21 protein-coding genes are annotated in these 23044 nt (G+C 72.3%); 12 read left to right on the top strand and 9 right to left on the bottom strand.

Annotated elements, in window-relative coordinates:
* The first annotated feature begins 7 nt into the window (after positions 1–7).
* Entirely contained in the window at positions 8–1135 is a 1128-nt protein-coding gene (locus B7K22_RS04420; protein WP_084038695.1) for a glycosyltransferase family 4 protein, read from the top strand.
* Between the two features lie 22 nt (positions 1136–1157).
* Here the strand turns inward: B7K22_RS04420 and B7K22_RS04415 are convergent, their stop codons facing one another.
* Positions 1158–1451 (bottom strand): PLD nuclease N-terminal domain-containing protein, encoded by a 294-nt coding sequence (locus B7K22_RS04415; RefSeq protein ID WP_084038693.1) that lies wholly within the window; start codon positions 1449–1451, stop codon positions 1158–1160.
* Between the two features lie 32 nt (positions 1452–1483).
* Between B7K22_RS04415 and B7K22_RS04410 the strand changes: the two genes are divergently transcribed.
* Complete coding sequence (locus B7K22_RS04410; RefSeq protein ID WP_084038691.1) at positions 1484–1756, top strand: DUF4229 domain-containing protein; 273 nt, start codon at positions 1484–1486, stop codon at positions 1754–1756.
* On the opposite strand, the gene B7K22_RS04405 is transcribed toward B7K22_RS04410, so the two are convergent.
* Both B7K22_RS04405 and B7K22_RS04400 read right to left on the bottom strand, forming a co-directional pair.
* A complete protein-coding gene (locus tag B7K22_RS04405; RefSeq protein WP_084038689.1) occupies positions 1753–2649 on the bottom strand; it encodes a 1,4-dihydroxy-2-naphthoate polyprenyltransferase in 897 nt (298 codons plus the stop codon). The two genes, B7K22_RS04410 and B7K22_RS04405, sit on opposite strands and share 4 nt — an antisense overlap.
* Positions 2646–3692, bottom strand: coding sequence for an AMP-binding protein (locus B7K22_RS04400; RefSeq protein ID WP_084038687.1), 1047 nt, complete (start codon positions 3690–3692; stop codon positions 2646–2648). Before B7K22_RS04400 ends, B7K22_RS04405 begins: the two co-directional genes overlap by 4 nt.
* Positions 3693–3724: 32 nt before the next feature.
* Between B7K22_RS04400 and B7K22_RS04395 the strand changes: the two genes are divergently transcribed.
* Entirely contained in the window at positions 3725–4807 is a 1083-nt protein-coding gene (locus tag B7K22_RS04395; protein ID WP_159448754.1) for a DUF3048 domain-containing protein, read from the top strand.
* 86 nt (positions 4808–4893) lie between these two features.
* On the opposite strand, the gene B7K22_RS04390 is transcribed toward B7K22_RS04395, so the two are convergent.
* Positions 4894–5826 carry a 1,4-dihydroxy-2-naphthoyl-CoA synthase gene (locus B7K22_RS04390; RefSeq protein WP_084038683.1) on the bottom strand — a complete coding sequence of 311 codons (933 nt, stop codon included), beginning with the start codon at positions 5824–5826 and terminating at the stop codon, positions 4894–4896.
* Positions 5827–6037: 211 nt separating this feature from the next.
* Here B7K22_RS04390 and B7K22_RS04385 point away from each other — a divergent pair, with 211 nt between their 5' ends.
* The 3 genes from B7K22_RS04385 (at position 6038) to B7K22_RS04375 (ending at position 9774) form a co-directional block, all read left to right on the top strand.
* Entirely contained in the window at positions 6038–6928 is an 891-nt protein-coding gene (locus B7K22_RS04385) for an o-succinylbenzoate synthase (protein WP_084038681.1), read from the top strand.
* Positions 6925–8592, top strand: a complete 1668-nt coding sequence (gene menD, locus B7K22_RS04380; protein WP_084038679.1) for a 2-succinyl-5-enolpyruvyl-6-hydroxy-3-cyclohexene-1-carboxylic-acid synthase — start codon at positions 6925–6927, stop codon at positions 8590–8592. Before B7K22_RS04385 ends, menD begins: the two co-directional genes overlap by 4 nt.
* Positions 8593–8664: 72 nt before the next feature.
* Complete coding sequence (locus tag B7K22_RS04375; RefSeq protein WP_144276229.1) at positions 8665–9774, top strand: hypothetical protein; 1110 nt, start codon at positions 8665–8667, stop codon at positions 9772–9774.
* A gap of 19 nt (positions 9775–9793) precedes the next feature.
* On the opposite strand, the gene B7K22_RS04370 is transcribed toward B7K22_RS04375, so the two are convergent.
* Genes B7K22_RS04370 through B7K22_RS04355 form a run of 4 tightly spaced genes read right to left on the bottom strand, consistent with a single transcriptional unit; the run spans position 9794 to position 17306 of the window.
* Positions 9794–10498 (bottom strand): class I SAM-dependent methyltransferase, encoded by a 705-nt coding sequence (locus B7K22_RS04370; RefSeq protein ID WP_144276228.1) that lies wholly within the window; start codon positions 10496–10498, stop codon positions 9794–9796.
* 35 nt (positions 10499–10533) lie between these two features.
* On the bottom strand, positions 10534–11793 hold the full coding sequence (locus B7K22_RS04365; RefSeq protein ID WP_234983309.1) for an isochorismate synthase MenF: 1260 nt from the start codon (positions 11791–11793) through the stop codon (positions 10534–10536).
* Positions 11794–11827: 34 nt separating this feature from the next.
* Positions 11828–16135 carry an FtsK/SpoIIIE domain-containing protein gene (locus tag B7K22_RS04360; protein WP_084038675.1) on the bottom strand — a complete coding sequence of 1436 codons (4308 nt, stop codon included), beginning with the start codon at positions 16133–16135 and terminating at the stop codon, positions 11828–11830.
* A gap of 40 nt (positions 16136–16175) precedes the next feature.
* Positions 16176–17306: a hypothetical protein gene (locus B7K22_RS04355; RefSeq protein ID WP_084038673.1), complete on the bottom strand. Its 1131-nt coding sequence runs from the start codon at positions 17304–17306 to the stop codon at positions 16176–16178.
* 89 nt (positions 17307–17395) lie between these two features.
* Here B7K22_RS04355 and B7K22_RS04350 point away from each other — a divergent pair, with 89 nt between their 5' ends.
* From B7K22_RS04350 to B7K22_RS04335, 4 genes are read left to right on the top strand one after another with little or no spacing between them, the layout of a single operon-like run.
* Positions 17396–17950 carry a hypothetical protein gene (locus B7K22_RS04350; protein WP_084038671.1) on the top strand — a complete coding sequence of 185 codons (555 nt, stop codon included), beginning with the start codon at positions 17396–17398 and terminating at the stop codon, positions 17948–17950.
* Positions 17947–18708: a hypothetical protein gene (locus tag B7K22_RS04345; RefSeq protein WP_084038669.1), complete on the top strand. Its 762-nt coding sequence runs from the start codon at positions 17947–17949 to the stop codon at positions 18706–18708. Before B7K22_RS04350 ends, B7K22_RS04345 begins: the two co-directional genes overlap by 4 nt.
* Before the next feature lie 56 nt (positions 18709–18764).
* Positions 18765–19496 carry an FHA domain-containing protein gene (locus tag B7K22_RS04340; protein ID WP_084038667.1) on the top strand — a complete coding sequence of 244 codons (732 nt, stop codon included), beginning with the start codon at positions 18765–18767 and terminating at the stop codon, positions 19494–19496.
* A 28-nt stretch (positions 19497–19524) separates the two neighbouring features.
* On the top strand, positions 19525–19848 hold the full coding sequence (locus B7K22_RS04335) for a hypothetical protein (protein ID WP_084038665.1): 324 nt from the start codon (positions 19525–19527) through the stop codon (positions 19846–19848).
* Positions 19849–19875: 27 nt separating this feature from the next.
* On the opposite strand, the gene B7K22_RS04330 is transcribed toward B7K22_RS04335, so the two are convergent.
* Entirely contained in the window at positions 19876–21138 is a 1263-nt protein-coding gene (locus tag B7K22_RS04330) for an FAD-binding protein (RefSeq protein ID WP_084039745.1), read from the bottom strand.
* Between the two features lie 189 nt (positions 21139–21327).
* Between B7K22_RS04330 and B7K22_RS04325 the strand changes: the two genes are divergently transcribed.
* On the top strand, positions 21328–22611 hold the full coding sequence (locus B7K22_RS04325; protein ID WP_234983308.1) for a geranylgeranyl reductase family protein: 1284 nt from the start codon (positions 21328–21330) through the stop codon (positions 22609–22611).
* A 64-nt stretch (positions 22612–22675) separates the two neighbouring features.
* Complete coding sequence (locus tag B7K22_RS04320) at positions 22676–23038, top strand: NADH-quinone oxidoreductase subunit A (protein ID WP_084038663.1); 363 nt, start codon at positions 22676–22678, stop codon at positions 23036–23038.
* Positions 23039–23044: the final 6 nt, after the last annotated feature.

Below are 23044 nucleotides of genomic sequence, written 5' to 3'. Positions count from 1 at the left end.
TGCCTGCATGAAGATCGCGATGGTGCTGGACGACTCGATCGACCGTCCGGACGGCGTCCAGCAGTACGTGCTGACGCTTGGGTCATACCTGGAGCGTCAGGGCCACGAGGTGCACTACGTGTGCTCGTCCGCCACGCGCGACGATGTCACGGTGCACTCCCTCGCGCGCAACGTCGGGGTCACCTTCAACGGCAACGGGCTTCGCGTCCCGCTGCCGACGTCGCGGGCGGTGCTGCGGGCGTTCCTCGAGCGCGAGCGCTACGACGTCATCCACGTCCAGATCCCCCATTCGCCGCTGTTCGCCTCCCGCGTGGTCGACGAGGCGCGGCGCGTGCAGGCCCGGACGGTGCGCATCGTGGGCACGTTCCACATCCTTCCCGACGGGGTCGTCAGCGAGTACGGCACCCGGGTGTTGGGCCGCTGGCAGCGCCGCAATCTCGCGAAGTTCGACGCGTTCTGCGCGGTGTCGCCGCCTGCGCGGGAGTTCGCGGCCCGAGCCTTCGGGATCACCGCTCGTGTGATCCCATGCCCCGTCGACGTGGACCGCTTCGCGGCCGATGCTGCTGCCCGGCCGCGCGTCCTCGGCACCGACGGCCGGCTGGTGGTGGCCTTCCTGGGTCGCCTGGTCGAGCGCAAGGGCGCCGTCGAGCTGGTGCGCGCGCTCGGCACGGCCGTCGCGCCCGACGTGCTCCGCCGCATCGAGGTGCGGATCGGCGGCAAGGGACCTCTCGCCGATGCGCTGGCTGGGGAGATCTCCCGACTGGGGCTGGGTGATCGGGTCACGATGATGGGCTTCGTCGCCGAGCGGGACAAGGCCGCCTTCTACGCCGATGCCGACATCGCGGCGTTCCCCGCCACCGGGGGAGAGAGCTTCGGGATCGTGCTGGTGGAGGCGATGGCATCGGGAGCAGGCGTGGTGCTCGCCGGAGCGAACCCCGGATACCTGTCGGTGATCGGCGAGCGTCCCGAGGTGAGCGTCGACGCGCGCGACTCCGACGCCTTCGGGGCCGCGCTCACGCGGCTCATCGAGGACGCGGCGCTGCGCGAGGAGCTCCACGCCGAGCAGGCCGAGCGGGTGCGCCAGTTCAACGTCGCGACGGTGGGGGAGCAGGTGCTCGCCCTCTACGCCGCGTGAGCGCTCGTGAGGTGACTCGCTACTACTCGCCGCCCTGGCGCTTGCGCCGGCGCTCCTGGTCCTTGAGCCACCGCAGGTAGTCCGGGTCGTCATCGGGGGCGATCGGGCCGGCGCTGCGCGGGTGCGCTCCGCCGGTGCGGCGCGAGAACTTCAGGAACAGCCACACTCCGGCGCCCAGATAGGGAAAGAGCAGGATGATCGCGACCCACGCCCACCGAGGCAGGCCGTAGGGCTCGCTGTCGGGATGCTGGACGGCGTCGGCGATGCAGTACACAGTGATCGCGATGTACACCGCGAAGAACAGGACCCGGGGCATGGCCTCACTCTAACGCCGCGTACCCTGAAGCCATGAAGATCGTCGCGTACTGGGGCGCCCGCACGGGCATCTTCGTGGCCGTGCTCGCGATCCTCGCGGCCGTCGGTTGGTTCGACATCATCGCCGTCATCGCGGCGCTCGTGATCGCGTGGCTCGTGTCCTATCTCACCCTGCCAGGGCTGCGGCGCGCCGCGCAGGAGCAGATGGCGAGCGCGATGGACGCCTCTCAGCGCGGCATCAAGAGGCTCGACGCCGAGGAGGATCAGGAGATCTCCTCCGACCGCCCCGGCGAGACCGCGCGCTAGAGGGCGATCCCCAGCGCGAGCAGCAGGCCGTAGAGCAGTCCCACCGCGGACAGTCCCGCGAACACCGTCTTGAGCGTCGCGGGAGGCATCCCCGCCCGCTCCTGCATCGCGCCATCCACACGCACGGCGATGGCGAAGTACAGGCTCGGCAGCGCGACCACGGCGGACAGCAGCGCCCACGGCTGGGCGAAGGCGACGAGGATCGTGCATAGCACGGGGCTCAGCACCACGGCCGAGAACACCTGACGCACGCGGAAGGAGCCGAGCTTGACCGCGAGAGTGCGCTTGCCCGCCGCGGCGTCCGTGTCGAGGTCGCGGATGTTGTTCACCATGAGCATCGCGACGGCATAGAGGCCCACGCCGGTGGCCGCCGGGATGGCCCACCACGTGATCGTGCCGGCCTGGACGTACATGGTGCCGAGCGTCGCCACCAGGCCGAAGAACACGAACACGCTGACCTCGCCCAAGCCGCCGTACCCGTACGGCTTGCTGGAGCCGGTGTAGGTCCAGGCCGCGGCGATCGCGAGGGCGCCGACCGCGAGCAGCCACCAGGTGCTCGTCATCACGACCAGGAAGATCCCGGCGAGCGCCGCGATGGCGAAGCTCGCGACTGCCGCGCCCTTGACGGCGGACGGCGTCGCCTTGCCCGTCGCGACCAGGCGGTCGGGGCCGATCCGGTCGACGTCGGTGCCGCGCACGCCATCGGAGTAGTCGTTGGCGTAGTTCGAGCCGATCTGCAGGGCGAGCGCGACCACGAGCGCGACCAGCGCGGCCGCGGGGTCGAAGGCGCCGAGCGCCGCGGCGCTCGCCGAACCCACCGCCACCGGCGAGATCGCCGTCCAGAGGGTGCGCGGCCGCGCGCCGGCGATCCAGTCGGATCCAGTGGTGCTCATGGGGCCTCCTTCGCGGCGCTCGCGGCGATCGCGCGTGCGGCGCTGCGATCGATCTTGCCAGCGGCGGTGCGAGGTATGGCATCCACCGCGAGAACGAACCGGGGTCGCTCGTGCGCCCCGAGCCCCTGGGCGGCGCCCGCCACCTGGCCCGCGGCGTCGGCCGTGGCGCCTGTCGCGCCTTCGCGGGCGAGCACCACGAGCGCGGCGACCCGCTCGCCCCACTCCCGGTCCGGGACGGACGTCACGACCGCATCGGCGATCTCCGGCGACGCGAGCAGAGCTCGCTCGACCGCCGTGGGGTGCACGTTGAGCCCGCCGGTGATGATGACGTCATCCGCTCGGCCATGGACCGCGAGCGCCGCGCCGTCCCAGCTGCCCAGGTCGGAGGTGAGGAACCAGCGCTCGTCGTCACGGGTCTCGAACGCACGATCGTCGCCGTCCGCGTAGCCGGCGGCGAGGGTCGGGCCGCCCAGCCGGATGCGCCCGTCCCCGCCCACGGCCACCTTCGTGCCTGGCAGAGGCGTGCCGTCGTAGACGCATCCTCCGCAGGTCTCCGTCATGCCGTACGTCTCGACCGCGTTGGGCGGCAGCGCCATCCCCGGCGGTGCGCCCCCGACGAGCACGGCGTCGAAGCCCGCCAGCGCATCGGCCCCGCGGGGGTCGGCCAGCAGCCGCCGCACCTGGGTGGGGACCAGCGACACGTACCGGGGGCCGGGAGGCATGCCGGCCGCCGCCGTCGCGAAGCCGTCCGAGGTGAAGGGGCCATCCGGCATGACGGCGAGATGCGCATCGGCGATCAGCGCCCTCGCGCGGACCATGGCTCCCGCGATCCTCGAGTCCGGCAGCGCGAGCAGCCAGTGGCCGCCGCCCCCCAGTCGTTCGAGCGTGGCCTGCGCTGACGCGACGATCGCCCGTCGCGGGAGGAGCACGTCGCGAGGTGCGCCTGTCGATCCTGACGTGGGCGCAACCAGCCCATCAGCGCTTCCAGCGACCGCCCCGGCGACGGCCCGCGCGGGCCCATCGGCGAGGCGCGCGAACGTCATGCTCTCAGCCTAGAGTGCCTAGAATGTCGCGCATGAGTGTTCAGCGCCTCGCGCCTGCGTCCATTCTCGCTGCTCTCACCCTCACGGTGGCCGCATGCGCCTCGCCCGATGTCGAGTCTGGGCCCGCGACCACGCAGAGCGTCTCGCCCACCGCGTCGCGATCCGCCGCGCCGCCGCCGCCCGAGGATCCCGTGCCCGAGGTCGTGTGGCCCCTCACCGGCGTCGACGCCACGGACGCGGACCCGGCGGACGTCGGACGCGCCGCGCTGTCCATCAAGATCGAGAACTCCTCCAACGCGCGCCCCCAGTCCAACCTGCAGTACGCGGACCTCGTGTTCGAGGAGCAGGTCGAGTACGGCATCTCGCGCCTGGTCGCGGTCTACCAGTCGGACATTCCTGAGACCGTGGGCCCGATCCGCTCCATGCGACCCATGGACAAGAACATCATGGGCTCCATGGGTGGGCCGCTGATCTTCTCCGGCGCACAGCGAGGGTTCATCAACGACGCCGCCGCCTCGGGTCAGGACCTGATCGCCCAGGATGTCGGCGGCTACGGCTTCTTCCGCGTGAGCACCAAGCCAGCGCCGCACAACCTGCACGGCACGATGGCGGACTTCTACGAGCAGACCGATGCGACGGCCCCCGACACGCAGTTCACGTACGTCTATCCGCCGGAGACCTCGAACGTCGCCGAGGAGGGCACCGCGGTCAGCTCCATCGACATCGACATGTCGCCGCGCATGCAGCCCGGCTGGGAGTGGGACGCGGGCGACGGCGTCTGGCTGCGCACCGAGGCGGGCTCGCCGCACGTCACCGCCGACGGCACGCAGCTGTACGCGACCAACGTCGTGGTGCTGTGGACCGACCTCCGCAGCAACAGCTCAGGCGGCGGCTCGTCGGTCCCCGAGACCATCGTGGTGACGGACTCGGGCACCGGCTACGTGGCGGTCGAGGACTCGTACATTCCGATCACCTGGTCCAAGGCCGGGCAGTTCGATCCCTACGTGCTGACGACCGAGGCGGGCGATCCCGTCGAGCTCGTGCCAGGCAAGACGTGGGTCGAGCTGGTTCCGCAGTCGGGTGGTGCGGGCAAGGGCTCGGTCGACTTCTCCTAGCCGCGCCTCCATCTCCGCCTGAGCGCTCTATGAGGACGTCAGTGTCGGTTTCACCCGACCCGCGTCCCCTGTGAGGAGATTGCGCGTCAGAACGCGTAGGGGAACCGGGTCCAGTCCGGGTCGCGGCGCTCGAGGAACGCATCGCGTCCCTCCTGCGCCTCCTCGGTCATGTAGGCCATGCGGGTCGCCTCGCCCGCGAACACCTGCTGGCCGGCGAGCCCGTCGTCGGCGAGGTTGAACGCGAACTTCAGCATGCGGATGGCCTGCGGCGACTTGGAGGCGACCAGGCGCGCATACTCGAGCGCCGTGTCCTCGAGCCGCTGGTGCGGGACGGCCTCGTTGACGGCGCCCCACTCGGCCGCTTCGGCCGCCGAGTACTCCCGCGCGAGGAAGAAGATCTCCCGCGCGCGCTTGTCGCCCACCTGCCGGGCCAGCAGCGCCGAGCCGTAGCCCGCGTCGAACGAGCCCACGTTGGCGTCGGTCTGCTTGAAGCGCGCGTGCTCGAGCGACGCGATCGACAGGTCGGCGACCACGTGAAGGCTGTGCCCCCCGCCAGCCGCCCAGCCGTTGACGGCGGCGATGGTGACCTTCGGCATGGTTCTCATGAGGCGCTGGACCTCGAGGATGTGCAGACGCCCGCCGTGAGCGGGTGCGTCCGTCGCGGAGCCCTCGTAGAGGTAGCCGTCGCGGCCGCGGATCCGCTGGTCGCCGCCCGAGCAGAACGCCCACACCCCATCCTTGGGTGCAGGACCGTTGCCGGTGACGATGACGGCGGCCACGTCCGAGGTCTGGCGGGCGTGGTCGAGCGCGCGGTAGAGCTCGTCGACGGTCTGCGGGCGGAAGGCGTTGCGGACCTCGGGCCGGTTGAACGCGACGCGCACGGCGGGCAGGTCGCGCTCGCCGTCCTCGGATCGCGCCACCCACCGGTGGTACGTGATGTCCCCGTCAGGGAACCCGTCGATCGCGCGCCACTGCTGCGGATCGAACGTGTCGGACACCTGCGCCGGGATCTCGCTCATGCTCGCCAGCCTAGGCCCCGTCTCGGGCGACCGACCGCTCTGTCGCCCCCGCCCGGACAGTGCGAACCACGTGCCGAACGACACGCCGGCGTGAACGGCCCCAGATGGGGGACACGCCGGTGCGCACCCGCGATGGTGGTTCGCAGTGTCCGGGCGGGACGGGCGGGACGGGCGCGCGGCGGCTGGCGCGCACCGGCCGTACGCTGTGCCCATGGAGTTCAGGCCCTTCACCGTCGAGCTCCGCACCCGTTTTCGCGGCCTGACGAGTCGCTCGGGCGTGCTCATCCGCGGCTCAGGACCCGACGGTGAGTCCCACTGGGGCGAGTACAGCCCCTTCTCCGACTACGACGCCGAGCGCGCGAGCCGGTGGTGGCGCGCAGCCATGGAGGCCGCGACCGGCGGCTGGCCCGACCCCGTGCGCGCGGATGTCGCCGTCAACAGCATCGTCCCGCAGGTCGCGCCGGAGCAGGCACGCGCGTATGCGACAGCCGGCGGAGCGACCACCGCGAAGGTGAAGGTCGCGGGCGGAGCGGACCTCGCCGAGGACATCGCGCGCATCGAGGCGGTCGCCGACGCGCTCGGCCCGCTGGGTGCCCTCCGCATCGACGTCAACGGCGGCTGGGACGTCGATGACGCGATTCGAGCGATCGACGAGCTCGAGCGGGCGGCACGCGGCGGCGGGCTGCCCGGGCTCGAGTACGTGGAGCAGCCGTGCGACACCGTCGACGACCTCGCGCGGCTGCGGCGCAGCATCGACACGCCCATCGCCGCCGACGAGGCGATCCGCGTCCCCGGGACCGCGGACGCCGTCCTGGCCGCCGATGCCGCGGACGTCATCATCCTCAAGGCCCAGCCTCTGGGCGGTGTGCGCCGCTGCCTCGAGATCGCCGAGCAGGTGCACCCGCGCCCGATCGTGGTGGCGAGCGCCCTCGAGTCCTCCGTGGGTCTCGCCGCCGGCGTCGCCCTCGCGTGCGCCCTTCCCGTCGAGCCGCTCGCCTGTGGCCTGGGCACCGGAGAGCTGCTCGCGACCGACACGGTGACCGAGACATGGCTGCCGGTGCACGGACGCCTCGGTCCTCGAACGCTGGAGGTCGCCGCGTGAGCGCGAACCCGTCCGCCGCGTTCGCGCGAGAGCTGATCGCGTCGCTGCACGCCCGCGGCGTCGAGGACTTCGTCCTGTGTCCCGGCTCCCGCTCGGGACCGCTCGCGCACGCGCTCGCGGACGCGGGCAGCGACAACCCTCCGCTCGGCGCGCCCAGCGTGAACCTCCACGTCCGCATCGACGAGCGTGCGGCGGCCTTCCTCGCGCTGGGCCTGGCGCGCGGCCACGAGGCGGCGGGCGCGTGCCGCCCGGTGGCGGTGATCACGACCTCGGGCACCGCGGTGGGCAACCTGCTCCCCGCGGTGATGGAGGCCCACCACGGCGGCGTGCCGCTGCTGCTGCTCACGGCGGACAGGCCAGGAGAGCTGCGCGGCGTGGGCGCGAACCAGACCACGGATCAGGTGGGGATCTTCGGAACGTTCGTGCGCTGGAGCGCCGATGCGGCCGCACCCGACGAGGGGGAGTCACCGGGGCGAGCGGCGGAGCTCGCGGCGCGCGCCGTCCTCATCGCCATGGGGGATCCGGCGCGCGACGACATGACCGGCACGCCGGGTCCGGTGCACCTCGACCTGGAGTTCCGCGAGCCGCTGGGAGGCGACGGCGGGGTGTGGGACAGCCCGCCTCACGTGGACGCCACGCCCTCGTACGGTTCGCGCGTGATCACCCGCGAGGACCTCCCCGCTGCGCTTCCGGCGGTCGAGCGCGGCGTCGTCATCGCCGGCGACAGGGCAGGCGACGTGGCGCGCCAGGTCGCCGAGGCACACGGGTGGCCGCTGCTGTCGGAGCCCACCTCCGGCGCATGCGCGGGTGATGCCTGCATCGGCGCCTACCTGGATCTCCTCGAGGCTCCCGCGGGGAAGGACCTGACGGAGCAGGTGCATCAGGTGGTGGTGATCGGCCGGCCCACGCTGTCGCGCCCGATCCAACGCCTCATCGCCCGCGCACCCGCCCTGTACGTCGCGGCACACGGCGCGCGGTGGCGCGAGGCGCCGCGTCACGCGGACCGGGTGCTGAGGACCGTGCCGCCCGCCTGGCTGACGCGGGCCGACGGCAGGCTCGAGCTCGGGGACTCGGCGTGGCTCGCCCAATGGCGGGCGGCCGCCGATGCGCTCGAGGTCCCGGAGCCGACGTGGGGCTCGGCCGCCGTCGCAGCGGCCTTCCTCGACGCCCTGACGGCCGAGGACCTCGCCGTCGTCGGCTCCTCCGGGCCCATCCGCGCCATCGATCGCGACCGGCGCATGTGGGCAGCTGGTGAGGCTCCCACGGTGATCGCCAACCGAGGCTTGGCGGGCATCGACGGCACGGTCTCCACGGCCGTGGGCGTCGCGCTCGCGACCCGCCGTCCCACCCACGCGCTCATGGGGGACGTGACGTTTCTCCACGACGTCGGCGGCCTGCTGGTGGGACCGCGCGAGCGCAGGCCGCGCGTGCGCATCGTCGTGGTCAACGACGGCGGCGGCACCATCTTCTCTGGCCTCGAGCACTCCCAGGCGGATCCCCGCAACTTCGAACGCGTGTTCACCACGCCGCATGGCGCCGACCTCGCCGCGCTGTGCGCGGGCTACGGCGTCTCGCACACCGCCGTCAAGAGCTCCGAGGCGCTCTCTCGGGCCCTCGCGAAGCCTCCCGGGGGGCTCGAGGTGGTCGAGGCACGCGTGCGCTGAGCTGCGAGTCGGCGGCTGGCCCCAACGATGCGGAGTCCGCGTACGTCACACTTTCAGGGGGAAGGAGAGCCGATGCGCGTGTCGCCAGTCGTCTCCGTCGCCCTCGCGTGCGCGGCGTCGGCTCTGACGGCGTGCTCGTTCAGCTCTGCCGAGGCGAGACCAGGCGGGTCTGATGGGGCGCCTGTGGATGGGACACCACCCCCATCGGCGGTGGAGTGGCCCGACGAGGTCGTGGCTGCGTGGACCTTCGAGGCCGGCGAGGAGGCGAACATGATGCCCGCCCCCTCCGGGCCGCGTGCCCTGGTGGTCGTGGGAGGGGACGGCATCGTGGCCTGGCACTCCGATGTCGACGCAGCCGTCGCGGAGGCACTGGCACTCGAGGGCGGTGTGCGCGTCGAGCCCGTCGCTCTCGCCGCGGAGGCGCGCACGGCGCTCGTCGCCGTCGACGTGTCCGACACCTCCTCTGCGCGGCAGTGGGCGGTGTGGGATCTCGACACCGGAGACGCCGCGCCCGTGACCTGCGCGAGGGGCGAGCCCGACGTGATCGGCCTGCTGAGCCCCACCGCGAACGGCTTCCTCGTACACGCCGACTGCGGCGACGAGCCCACGGTCGCGACGCTCGATGCGCGCTCCGGCGTGCTCGCGCCGGGGGAGGCGGCTCCGCACGAGGACTCACTGATGTGGGTGGCCGACCAGGAGCGGTTCGTCGAGGTGACGGGAGCGCCCGGTCCGTGCATCGCGAGCGGCCGGCTGTCCGGCATCGAGATCGCGGTGACGTGCGAGGTCGAGCATGCACACTTCGAGATCGGTGCAGTCGCGCTTGCGACGCCCGACGCGGCGTCCGGCGAGTACGCTCCGGATGCTGAGTTCGGGGAGTATCCGTTCTTCTTCGGTTCGACGGCCTTCGTGGCGCTCGACCGCCACTGGGTCAACACCAACACGGTGGAGGGGACGCCGGTGCTCGCGACCGCCCGGACCGAGCAGGAGTACAGGCTCACCGCGCTGGCGGCCGCTGAGCGGCGCATTCTCGCCGCTCGGGACCTGGACCCGTGGGCCCCCAGCGGAGCCGATTCGCCCGCTCTCGGGTGGTACGCGCCGGACTCGGGCGAGTTCGAGGCGCTGACGCCGCCGGACGGCGTCCGGGGGATCGCCAGCACGGCGGAAGGCGTGCCGGTCGGCTGACCCGCAGGCGCGGTGCGGATCAGCCGTGCCGCCGCGCGGCGAGCACCGAGTCTCGCCAGAGCCGCTCATGGCCGTCCGCCATGCGGGTGGTGCGCTCGCGGACGGTCGCGGACACCTCCCACAGATCGCGATCGAGAGCGTCGGAGACCTCGGCCGCGTCGAATGCCGTCGTGCGCAGGTCAGGGTGCTCCATGGCGTGAGGGTCCGTCGGATGGTGCGCGACGACGAGCAGCATGCCGCCAGGGGCGACTGCGGAGGCGAGCGTGTCCACGAGCCAACGGCCCCCGGCATCCGGGTGCGTGTACAGCGAGGTGACCAGATTGAACGCCTCGGAGCCCGCGATGACGTCCTCGACCGGGGCGTCGGTGAAGGTGATGTGCTGGGCGACCCCCGCATCGGCCGCGAGCACGGCGGCGCGTTCGAGCGCCGTCGCCGACAGGTCGACCGCGGTCACGAGCCAGCCCTGTCCCGCGAGCCAGACCGCATCGGCGCCCTCGCCGCACCCCACCTCGAGCGCCCTGCCGGGCTCGGCGATGTGCTCGATCTCGTCGACGAGCGGCTGGTTGGGCTGACCGGACCACACGGCTGGCCGGGACTGGTAGCGCTCCTCCCATGCGGCGCGGTGAGCGTCGCGAGCCGGTTCGTCGTGACGCGGGGCGTAGGTGTGGATCTCCGTCATGATCGCCTCCCGCCGATGACGCGCGCCGCATGCGGCCTGCCACATCCCACTGTGCCAGCAAAATCCTCGTCGCGGGAGGGTCAACCGCCCTGGAGCGCCCGGCGCATGGGCTCGAGCTTGGCCTCCGACTCCGCCCACTCGGCGTCCGGCTCGCTCGCCGCGACGATCCCGCAGCCCGCGAAGAGACGCAGGCGCGTCGCGTCCTCGGGATCGATCTCCGCGGAGCGCAGGCCGATGCACCACTCGCCGTCACCGGCCGCGTTGATCCATCCCACCGGGCCGGCATACCGACCGCGGTCGAGTCCCTCGAGCTCGTCGATGAGGCGCGCCGCGGCCAGGGTGGGCGTGCCACAGACGGCGGCGCTCGGGTGAAGCTCGCGGATGAGCTCGAGTGCGCTGGCGTTGTGGCTCAGCACGCCGGTCACATCGGTCGCGAGGTGCATGACGTTGGGAAGGTGCAGGACGGAAGGCTCCTCGGGCACGTTGACCGAGCCGCAATGCGATTCGAGCACCTGGGTGACCGAGCGCACGGCGTACTCGTGCTCCTCGCGGTCCTTCGACGAGCGCGCGAGCGCGGCCGCGTGGGCGAGGTCGGCGATCTCGTCGCCCGTGGGCCGGATGGTGCCGGCGAGCACGCGCGAGGTGACGAGGCCGTGGTCGACGCGCGCGAGCAGCTCTGGCGTCGCTCCGACCAGCCCGTCGATGTGGAAGGTCCAGCAGCTGGGGTAGTCGGCGGCGAGGGGAGCGAGGATCGCGCGCACGTCGACCGGTCGCTCGGTCCGCGCGGACACGGCCCGCGCGAGGACCACCTTCTCGAGCTCTCCGGAGCCGATGCGCTCGACGGCTGCCGCGACGGCGCCGGTCCAGGACTCGCGGTCGCCCTCGTCGACCGAGACGGGAGGCAGCGGCGGCGCGGGCTCATGCGCTGCGACGTCGGCGAAGGCAGGCATGGCCGCGCGGCCGTCCTCGGAGATGACGGTGAGCCACGCCGAGTCACCGCGCAGCCCGACGACGTAGCGCGGGATCACGAGCGCGCCGCCGGCCGCGGACGCGTCGGCGAAGGAGAAGGACCCGAAGGCGACCAGCCCCGTGCCGGGCCGGTGCACGTCGTCGCGCACCACCGCGTGGCGGGTGACGCGACGCCACCAGGCATCCGCCTGGTCGATGCGGTTGGCGCCCTCGGCGCGGAACCTCGCGACCTCGCCCCACGCGATCAGGCCCTCGCCGCGCCGCACCCACGACATCCCGCCCTCAGGAAGGGCCGCGAGCAGGTCCTCGGGAGGGTCGATCGACACGGTCCTGACGGTCAGCGGCCCAGGGGTCGCGGCTTCCACGCTCACCCGGTCAGCCTACGTCGCGGAGATGGGGGTCGAGTCACCGCGGCAACGGCACTCGCACACCCAGGTAGTCGCCGTCGAGCAGGAGGGCACCCTCGCCAGGGGTGCCGCGACCAACGAGCGGCTTGGGCACCGACTGCCCCAGCGCCTGCGTCCCGAGCAGGCTCGACGCCGGCTGCAGGATCATGCCGCGTGCGGCCTTCTTGGCCTCCGCGATGGGGCCGCTGAAAGCCGTCGCCACCGATCCGGTGCGTGCGGCTGCCACGTACGTGCGGTTGGCGCTGTCCATCATGATCGCCATCTCGAGCGGAGTGTCCTTGATGGCGTCGGCATCGTCCACGAGCACCACGATGCGACCGGGCGGCGGGGTGCCGAGCCCGGCGGCGTCCGTGGTCGGATCGGACACCACCGGGACCTTGACCGCGGCGGCTGCCTCCGACAAGGGGGATGGGCGCGGGCAGATCGCGAGCACGGTCGCGCCTGCGCTCGCGAGCTGGACGCACAGCGTGGCGAGGGCGGTCGACTTGCCTGTGCCGCGCTCGCCCGCGATCAGCAGGTGCTGGCGGGCGCCGAGGTCCACGGTGAGGCGCGACAGCTCGTCGCCGCCGACCGCGAGCGTGACATGGCGAGCGTCGCAGCCTTCGGCGACCGGAAGCGCGAGAGCGCTGTCCAGATCGATGCGGGCCGGAAGAGTGTCGACTCGCAGCGGGCGGTTCGCCACCGGTGTCTCCGCCCAGTGCGTGCTGACTGCGGCGACGACGTCCACGACCAGCCGGTGCTGTGCCTCGCCTGAGGTGTCGGGTGACAGCACCACCCATTGCAGCTCGCGGCCGTCGGTGCCGTGCATCGCGCGGCCAGGAGGGAGGTTCTCCGGCAGCTCGCGGATCATGATGCCAGCCGCGCGGTAGTCCGCCACGTCGCGCATGGGCAGCACGTAGGTGGAGCCGACGGCGCCCGCGATCCGGTCCGCCGGCAGGGTGCGGTCGCCGCTGAGCACGAGCGTCATTCCGGTCGCAGGTCCCTCGCGCACGATCCGCATCATCTTGTCGCGCAGCGCGGTCATCTCGTCGGCGGTCATGGTCGCGGACGCGCGCTCCCAGCCGTCGACGACGACGGCGACGATCGGCAGTCGTGCGGACGGGTCGGACTCGCGGGCGCGCTGCTCGGAGATCGAGCCCACGCCCGCGGCGGAGAGGATCCCCTGACGGCGGGTGAGCTCGCGGAGCAGGCTATCGAGCAGACGGGACACGCGGGCCGCTTCCAGGCCAGGCACGATCGCGCCCGTGTGCGGCGCGCCCTCGAAGGGCAGGAGAGCGCCATTGCCGTAGTCGATGCCGTACAGGTGCAGGTCCTGAGGAGAGAATCGCTGCACCATCTGGAGCATCAGCGAGCGCAGCGCCGTCGTGCGGCCCGAGCGCGCCCCGCCCGCGATGAGCAGGTGAGAGTCATCCAGGACGTTCCACAGTCGCGGCGCCTGGCGCTGCTCGTCAGGCACGTCCTCGAGCCCGATGATGAGCGAGCCTGACGGCAGGCGCTGGCCCACGAAGTGGTCCAGGGTCAGCACGCTCGGCAGCGGCGTGAGCCAGGGGGACGGGTTCTTGGGGATCCCCGCGGCGTCAGCCGCGGCGAGCACCACGTTCACGAGCGCGCGCAGGTCGGTGTCGTCGTGGTCGACCGTGTCGGCAGCTCGCGTGGGCTCCGGCGGGAACTGCGGCGCGTACGCGACGGCGTCCCAGCCGATGCGCGCCACGGGCAGCGCCGCACGGTGCTCGGCGACCGTGCCGGGCCGCACGCCGGCGACGCGGGCGGCCTGGAACGCCGTGGGGGCCTGGTTGGCGCCAGCCTTGAGGTAGCCGCGACCGGGGGTGGTGGTGCTGATCAGCGCGGCCTCACCCGAGCCGATGACGTCGGACGAATCGGCGTGGTCGGTCACGCGCAGCGCGACGCGCAGGTTGATGTTCGACTGCATCTCGGGCGTGACCGCTCCCGACGGGCGCTGGGTCGCGAGCACCAGGTGCACGCCCAGCGAACGGCCCACGCGCGCGATCCTCACCAGGCCATTGATGAAGTCCGGCAGCTCGGTCTTGAGCTCGGCGAACTCGTCGATCACGAGCACCAGCCGCGCCAGTCCGGCCGCCGCGGCCGCCTCGGGGTTCTTCGCCCACGCGACGTCGACGTCCTTGGCGCCGATGTCGTCCTTCAGCACCCGCTCGCGGCGCTTGAGCTCCGCCTCGAGCGAGGCGAGCGCCCTCTCCGTCTCGCGCGCATCGAGATTGGTCACCATCCCGACGGTGTGGGGCAGGCGCTCGCAGTCGGCGAAGGCGGAGCCGCCCTTGTAGTCGACGAGGACGAAGGTCAGGGCATCGGGCCTGTTCGCCATCGCGAGCGCGATGATGAGCGTCTGCAGGAACTCCGACTTTCCCGAGCCCGTGGTTCCCGCCACGAGCGCGTGGGGCCCCGCAGCGGCGAGGTCGACCGCGACCTCCCCGTCCGCGTCCGCGCCGATCACCACGTATGTCTGGCGCGGCGTGCGCTCCCAGCGTTCGAGGATGGGACCAGGCCGCTCGAGGTCGACGCCGAGCAGATCGACGTAGCGCAGGCTGCGGGGCATCACGCCGTCGTCGCCGATGCCGCTGATGTGGTGGTAGCCGCACAGGGCGCGGGCGATCTGCTCGGCATGGGTGATCGACATGCCGTCCAGCAGCACGCGCGGCTGGAACTCGCCGCGGGACTCCAGGCGCGCCACGGCGGCGTCCGTGCGGTCGATCTCGAGCACGGTCGCAGCCTCCTCGGGAAGCCGCGACCGGTCGTCGTCGAGCGCGATGACGTAGATGCCGTGCTGGTGGCCGCGGCGCAGCAGGTCGACCATCCCGGGAAGCATGCGGTAGCGGCGCGCACCGTCGAGCACCACGAACACGTGCGAGCCGGCGGCCACCCCCTGTGCGGAGGCGAGGCGCCGCATCTCGAGCACCGCCGCGAGCTCGCGCAGCCGTTCGCGGCGCGAGTCCTCGGAGTTGCCGATGGTCGACGCCACGCGCGCGTCCTCGTGGGTGTGGGGCAACCACGACGTCCAGGCCCACTGGTCGGGGTCGTCGTCGCAGATGACGACGATCTGGCAGTCGCGCGGCGACCGCAGCGTCGCGATCGACGCGAGCAGAGCCCGCGCCACCAGGCGCGTCGCGTGCGCGGTGCCTGCGATGCCGATGGGTCCTTGGGCGGCGTCCACGGAGATGGGCTCCGGCGACACTCCCGCGCTGTGGGGCTGCTCCCTGAACCGCTGCCCGCCTCCCTCGAACGAGACGCGGAGGTCGCGCTGAGCGACTCCCACGCGCAGGTGCAGCGCGTCGGGGTCGTCGTAGCGGCGCTCCCACAGTCGCGCGGTGGGTCGAGTGGCGGTGTCATGGATGACGACGGGATCGGGCTGGTCGTACCAGGCCTGGATGCGCTGCTCTCGGACGAGGGAGTCGATGCGCTCCTCGGTCTCGCGGATCTCCTCGCGCCACGTGGCCTCCGTGCGCTCGCCGCGGCGGCGGGCGAGCTTGCGGTTGGCCAGGAAGGACCCGACCACCATGATGGGCGACGCAGCCGCCATCAGGAGCATCACCGCGCGACCGAAGATCATCGCCATCGACACGCCCAGCACCACGGGCACGATCGCGGACAGCCACGGCAGCGGTGTGCCCTCCTCCTCCTCGGGGCGCTCGCCTGGCAGCGACACGATCGGGTCGTCGGTGCGGGGCAGGATGCGCGATGGCCTGTTGAACCCGCGGTGGCCCGCGTCGTCCTGGGTGAGGTCGGCGTCCGAGCCGGGCACCATGCCGAAGCGCAGGATGTGGGCGCCCATCTGGATGAGGTCGGCCGGAACGGTCGTGAAGCTGTCCTCGGTGACGGTGGTGCCGTTGAGCACCACCAGGGCGCCCTGCGCTGGCTCGACCGTCAGGGTCAGCGGTCCGCCGCCCTCGCTCGCATCGAGCGTCACATGGGCATGGAGCGGCTCGAGGTAGGTGTCGTCGATCGTGATGGCGGCATCGCCCGATCGGCCCACCGACAGTCGTCGACCAGGCGTCAGCGGCACCGTGTGCCCGGCGAGCGGTCCTCCCACGATCTCGAGCCGCAGCGAGCCGACCGCCGCGACCGAGCCCTGTCGCGCCAGGTCGGCTCCCGAGGTGACCGCGGCTTCGAGCAGGGTGGTCCCGCCGTCCGCATGCTCCGCGACCACGCCAGGGTGCACCCCGATGGCCTGCGCGAGCTCCTCGACCGTCGTGCCGTCGTCCACCTCGACCAGCCAGTCCGTCGACAGGGTGGTGCCGTCGTTGCTCGGCGCTGTCAGTCGCAAGCGGGTCACGGTGCTCCTTCGGTCAGTACGTCAGTGCGGTCGGCGGCGGTCAGGTGAGGCGCGGTATCCGGCTCCACAGCGCGGTCAGGATCCCGGTGTCGGCCCCAGCGTCCACGGTGGCCGTGCTCGCCGGCGACCGCGTGGCGACCGGTGCCAGGCCCCCCTCGGTCCTGGCGGCTCCGGCGAGGTGCTGGCGCACGGCTGACGAGGAGACGGTGACGCTCGCGGTGGCCGTGCGACCGTCCGGCGCCATCAGGACGACGGCCAGCTGATCGTCGAGGTGGTCCGTGGCGTCGCGCTCGTAGCCGATGCCCTCGGGAGCACATGACAGGGTGCCACGCGCCGGGCCCACGCACTCGACGATGCTCCAGGCGTCGTCGCCGCCGTTGAGCACCAGGTCGGCCGGCGTGAGCTCCACGGAGGAGGTCGCTGGCATCACCACGTGGAGTCCCACCGCAGGCGACGAGGGCGGGCCGGTGAGCGACACGGTGACCTCGCTCGCCTGCGACGCACCTCCAGCCGAGTCCTCCACGGTCACCTCGATCACGGCCTCGGTGGCGCCCTCGTCCGTATCGATCACCAGGTGGCGCTCCGCCACCCAGGCCCGCACGCGCATCGGCCCGTCCTCGGGCTCGACGGCGACGGCGGTCACCGCCACGCCGTCGCCGCAGTAGGTGCATTCCTCGACCAGCGAGGCGAGCGGAATGAGGGTGCGGCCGCCGGCGACGCCAGGGACCGGCAGCCTGCCGGCGACCGGTGTCGGCGGCTCGGGCGGGGCGAGCGCCAGCGTGTACTCCAGAGTGGCGGGTTCGGCCCCGTTGCGCTCCACCTCAACGGGGAAGGGCCACGGACCTGCATCCCGGTCGTACGAGGTGGCCGTGACGACGATGCCCTCTCCTGACTCGTCGCAGGCCACCGACACGGGGGCGCCGTCGGGCGCGGCCGGGCACGCCGTCAGAGTCCATGCGGGGTTGATCGAGACCTGAGTCTCGGCCAGGTACGGGACCTCGACGGTCATGGGATCCGCTCCAGGATCCGCCGCCTCGTCTGGCGCGTCGGTGGTCGCGGCCGAGGGCAGGGCGAGAGCGGCGCAGGCCACGGCGAGGGCGCCGGCGAGCACCGGTGCCGCGAGGGCATGCCGTGCGCGCGCGCCGGGCACACCGTCGTGTCCGCGGCTCATCGGGTCATCCCTCTGTCCCCCTAGGATGCTGGTGTCACCATCGCGATCGAGAGTCGCCGGGAGTCTATCCCGCAGGACGTGAGGCAACAATGAGCGTGGCCCCAGGGCACCACCGTGTCAGCCACGACGACCACGAGGGGCGAGAGGTGCCGCACCTCGACTCGCAGGCGGCGCGCGTGCGGCTCGAGTCTCCCCGCCGGGTGCTGCCCGAGGTCGAGGAGGCGCAGTCCGCGAGCCGGCGGTGGTTCCGCCACCCCGCGTTCGTGGTGTCGGTCGTGACGACGGTGCTGGCGATCATCGCGATGGTCGTCCTGCTCGTGCTCGACCCCTTCGGTGACGATGACGCCGCGCTCGCGGTCCAGGACCTGACGATCGCGACCGAGGAGGGCTCCGTCACGCTGGCCTGGTCGGGCGCGGCGGGCGGCGCCGCCCTGTACGCCTACGACCCCGGCGACGACACCCCGGCGGACCTGAGCCAGCTGGTGCAGGGCGAGGCGGCGTGGATTCCGCTGAGCGCGGGGCTCTACACGCCTCGCACCTGCTTCGTGGTGGTGCCCGTGGGCGAGGAGGCCGCACCGGTGCCAGAGACCGCGCAGGCCGCCGCGGAGGCCGGCGGATCGATGATCTGCGTGTCGGACGGGTGACCACGCGCCGCTTCGCCGCGCTGGTGGCCGCAGGGGTCGCCGGCGCGCTCGGACTCGCCGGGTGCGGAGCCGATGCGCCCGTCACCGGAGTCTCACCGTCCGTCCCCGTGGGGTTGGACGCGCTTCCCGTCACCCCTCTGCCGGCTGAGCGCAACGGCATCGAGGTGGTCCCGGCAGCCGCCGTGCCCGCCGCGATCCTCGACGCCGTCGCGGCTCAGACATCCGTCGAGGTGACCGGTGCGCTCGAGCGCACCGCGACGCAGGAGGATGGCTCCGTCGAGCGCACCCCGCTGGCGTTCACGCTGTCGGGCTCCGACGTCGCGTACGACGCGACCGTGACGTGGGACGACGCGACGGTCGCCCTGTCGCGCGATGGCGAGTCGTGGTGGCTGGGCGCCGATGCCCCGTACGCAGACGCGCTCGGCCGACCTGATTCGGTCGACCTGTGCCTGGCCGAGGATGACCCCTTGCGCGAGAGATGGGAGTGGCTCGACGGCGCCGACGCGCTGCTCGGGACGGTCCTGGGCGAGGCGCTCCTGGGTGGCGCCGAGGTGAGCGCGGGCGGGGCCATCGTGACCTTCCAGGTGGTCGCCGGCGGAGCCGTGGTGGGCGAGCTCGACGTGTCGGGGGTCGGCGACCCAGTGCCGTTGCTTCTCACGGTCGACGACCCGTCCGGGAGCGCCGAGGTGGAGTTCAGCGAATGGTCAGCGGTGGCGGACCCGTCGGCACGCGGGTGCGGCGGCGGCGCTACTCAGTGAGGTGCGCCAGCGTCTAGACTCGCGAGCGACGCAACGGCAGGGGGAGTGAACGGAACGTGGCAGCACAGTGCTCGTACTGCGGAGCCGACCTGCGCCCGAACAGCATGTTCTGCCTCGCTTGCGGACAGCTCGTCGCCCGCCGCGGCGCCGAGCCCTCGCGCGGCGCGACCCGCGTGGATCGCGCAGAGAGCACGGACAGGCCGGCGTCGCGAGGCGCTCCTGGGCACGAGCACCGCGGTGCCGATGCGGGTGCTGGCTCGCCCATCTCGGCGCCCCCTGGCGTGACGGCGCCGGAGGTCGCGGCGCCTGGCGCGGCTCCCGTGCCGCAGGCGCCCGTCGCGCAGCCGCCGGTCGCTCCTGTGCCCGTCCAGCCGTCGCCTGACTCGGAGCCCGTGGCGAGCTCTCGCCCTCACTCGGACGGTCAGCCCGCGCACGACGGCCGGGCCCAGGAGGGCGGCCCCGTCTACGTCTGGGTGCTCGCCCTCGACGGAGCGGACCATGTGCTGTCGCGTGACGTGTTCGTCGGTCGCCGGCCGTCCGCCGACGCGGATGCGGATGCGATCGCCGTCGACGACGCTGGACGCACCATCTCGCGGACCCACGCCGTGCTGCGTCGCAGCGGCGACCTGATGACCGTCGAGGACCTGCGCTCCGCCAACGGCACGAAGGTCGAGCGCGGCGGCGTCACGCTGACCTGCGTGCCAGGCGAGCCCGTCGCGATCGGGCACGGCGACTCCCTGCTGTTCGGCCAGGTGCGGGCGACCCTCGTCGCGCGCCAGGCGACCTGAGACGACCACGCGACCGAGGAGGACACCTGTGGCGGACATTGACGACTACTGCGCGGCTGCCAAGGATCCGACCGTGAAGCTGATGGCCGCCGCCTTCGACATCCAGTCCGATCCCGGCAAGGGCGCGGAGATCGTCACGATCGTGGACGAGCTGCTGGCCAACGAGTCGGCGCGGCCCGCGCAGATGCCCGCCGCAGCCGACGGCTGGACACGGCACGGCGTGCAGACGCTGCGCGAGATCCGCGCCGCCGCAGAGGCCGGCGACGGCGCGCGGGTGTGGGCCGCCTTCTCGGATCGCGAGCGCGGAATGTACCTCCTGGGGCAGGCGTGTCAGGGGCACGCCGGCTGGTAGCGGTCGCGCGACGCGCGAACACCCCTCCTATCGGGGCGTCCGCAGCCCGAGCCGACGCAGGTGATCGTTGGCGAACCTGCCATCCGGGTCGAGCGCCTCGAACTGCTCCTGAGCATCGGCGAGACGGGGCGTGACCTCAGCCACCGCATCGGCCGTCATGGAGTGGACCTTGCCCCAGTGGGGGCGCGCGCCGAACGGCGCGAGCGCGGCCTCGATCCTCGGGGTGAGCGCGGCGACGGCTGCCGGGGAGTTGCGCCATGTGAAGTGGATCGCGAGGGTGTCGCGGCCGTGGGCCCCGGACAGCCACAACCCGTCTGCGGCGACCGTGCGGAGCTCCGTCACGAGGAGGTGCGGGGAGATGTCATCGGCGAGGGAGCGCACTGCGCGCAGGGCCTCCGCGCCGTCGGACAGCGCCACGAAGTACTCGGTCTGGATCTCGTCGCCGTTCGATGGCGTGGAGTCGAGCCGGAAGTGCGGCAGGCGCTCGAGCCAGGGGCCCGCGGCGCCGCCCTTCACGGTGAGATTCGCCGGCGGCACGTCGACGAGGCCGGACTCGTCGGGACGCTCGAAGCGCGCGCCGAGCCACGATGGCTGGGGCGTGTCGCCCATGCCGATGCGCGACTTGCGCCACACCTGCTGCACGGTGTCCTCCGCCCACATCGTGAAGGCGCTCACCGAGTAGCCGGCGCCCATCACTCCCGGCAGGTCCTCCAGCAGCGTGTTCCACGGCAGGTCGCGGTAGACGTCCTGGCGCACCAGGAAGGTGGGCTGCACGTCGAGGGTGACGCGCACGGTGATGCCGTACGCGCCGAGCCCGACGACGAGCCCCTCGAAGCCCTCGTCGCCGCGGCGCACGGAGCGCAGCTGGCCGCCCGCATCCACGTACTCGACTGCCGCGACCGCGTCCGAGAGGCAGCCGTTCGTCACCCCCGATCCGTGCGTGCCGGTCGCGATCGCGCCGCCGATCGAGATGTGCGGCAGCGAGCCCATGTTGTGCAGAGCCCAGCCCTGCGCCTCGAGCCACACCGCGAGATCGCCATAGCGGGCGCCGGCTCCGACCGTCACCGTGCGGTTGCCGACGTCGAGCGCCGGGTCCGCAGGGATGCTTGTGACGGTGATGAGCGTGCCGGGGGAGTCGGCGAGGTCGTTGAAGCTGTGGCGCGTGCCGAGCGCTCGGACGGGGCCGTCGGTCGTCGCGACGGCCTCCTGCAGCTCATCGATGCTCGTGGCCTCGATCAGGCGTGCCGCCGCGAACGTGTGGGTGCCGGCCCAGGTGGCTCCGATGCTCATGCCTCGAGCGTAGGCGGTCGCCGGATCGGGTCCGGACCTCTCCATGCGCTGACCCATGCCGGCGCGAGGTGGCGCCATGCGGCGGGGGCCAGCGCGGCCATTCACGCATCCGCGGAGTGACCTGTTCTGCGTGCACAGCGGCCGTGGACGCGTTCGTGACCACTCGCTCACAACGATTAGGCTTGGGGCGTGAAAAACACCGCCGATGTCATCGTCGTGGGCGCCGGCCCCGGCGGCGCGGCGGCCGCTCGCTACCTCGCGAGCGAAGGCTTCGATGTCATCGCCCTGGAGAAGTCCTTCTTCCCACGCGAGAAGGTCTGCGGCGACGGGCTCACGCCGCGCGCGGTTCGAGAGCTGGAGCTCATCGGCCTGCCGACGCCGCGCGATGAGGGCTGGATCCCCAACTGGGGCCTGCGCATGGTGGGGGGCGGGCACCGCCTGGAGTTCCCGTGGCACGAGCAGGACTCGTTCCCCAGCTACGGCCTCTCGCTGCCGCGTGCGAGCTTCGACCACCGCCTCGCCGAGCATGCGCGCGCGGCCGGCGCGGACGTGCGGGAGGGCTGGTTCGTCACCGGCGCGGTGCGCGACGAGCGGACGGGCCGCGTCACCGGAGTCACCGCGCGAGCGACCGACGACAAGGGCCGCAAGACGGGGGACGAGGTCACCTGCTCGGCGCCGCTCGTCATCGCCGCGGACGGCGTGAGCGCGCGCATCGCGCTCGGCCTGGGCATCGAGAAGATGGACAAGCGGCCCATGGGCGTCGCGGTGCGCACGTACTTCGAGACCGCCCGCCACGACGAGGAGTGGATGGAGGGCCACCTGACCATCTGGAGCGGCGAGCCAGAGAGGTCGGACCTGCTTCCCGGGTACGGATGGATCTTCCCGCTCGGCGATGGCACGGCCAACGTCGGCCTCGGGACCCTGAGCCCGGATGGCGCTCCCTCGAGGCTCGACCACCGGGCACTGTTCGACAACTGGGTCCGTCACGGCACCGAGGGATGGGGCTTCGATGCCGATGCGCCCGTGTCCAAGGTGCAGGGCGCGGCCATCCCGATGGCCTTCAACCGCCAGCCGCACTACGTGCCCGGCATGATGCTGATCGGCGACTCGGGCGGCATGGTCAACCCCTTCAACGGCGAGGGCATCGCCTACGCGATGCAAGCGGCTCGCCGCGCGGCCGAGCAGGCCGTGGCATGGCGAGAGGCCCGCACCGACGCCGCGAAGGAGGCCGCCCTCGCGGCGTACGCGACGCGCATGAAGGAGGACCTGGGCGGCTACTTCAGCTTGGGCCGGGTGTTCGCGCAGCTCATCTCTCGGCCGGCCGTGATGAAGGCTTGCACGCGCTACGGGCTGCCGCGGCCCTTGGTCATGCAATTCACGCATAAACTCTTGGCAGACGTCTACGAGCCGCGCGGCGGCGACTGGGCCGACCGCTTGATGTCGAGCCTCACCCGACTGGCGCCTGCCGCCTGAGCTGCGAGAGGCTGGCCAGCAACGAGATGACGATCAGCAAGATGACAACCGTGGGAGCGATCCAGTGAATCCGTACGTGCCGATCGTGGTGATGGTGTGCGTCGCCGCCGCCATGGCCGTCGCCGGCCTGGTGGTGAGCTCGCTCGTCGGCGGGCCCAAGCGCTACAACTCGGCCAAGATCGACAAGTACGAGTCCGGCCTGCAGCCCACCCCGGGCGCCATCGGCGGCGGGCGCATCCCGATCAAGTACTACCTGGTCGCGATGACCTTCATCATCTTCGACATCGAGGTCGTGTTCCTCTACCCCTGGGCCATCGCGCACGATGCCCTCGGATGGTTCGGGCTCATCGCGACCATGACCTTCCTCGCCCTCATCACGATCCCCTTCGTGTACGAGTGGCGCCGCGGCGGATTCGAGTGGGACTGATCAGAC

The organism is Demequina sp. NBRC 110053 (assembly GCF_002090095.1).
In the GTDB taxonomy this organism is placed as follows: domain Bacteria; phylum Actinomycetota; class Actinomycetes; order Actinomycetales; family Demequinaceae; genus Demequina.
This window is presented reverse-complemented; position numbering and strand designations above follow the sequence as displayed.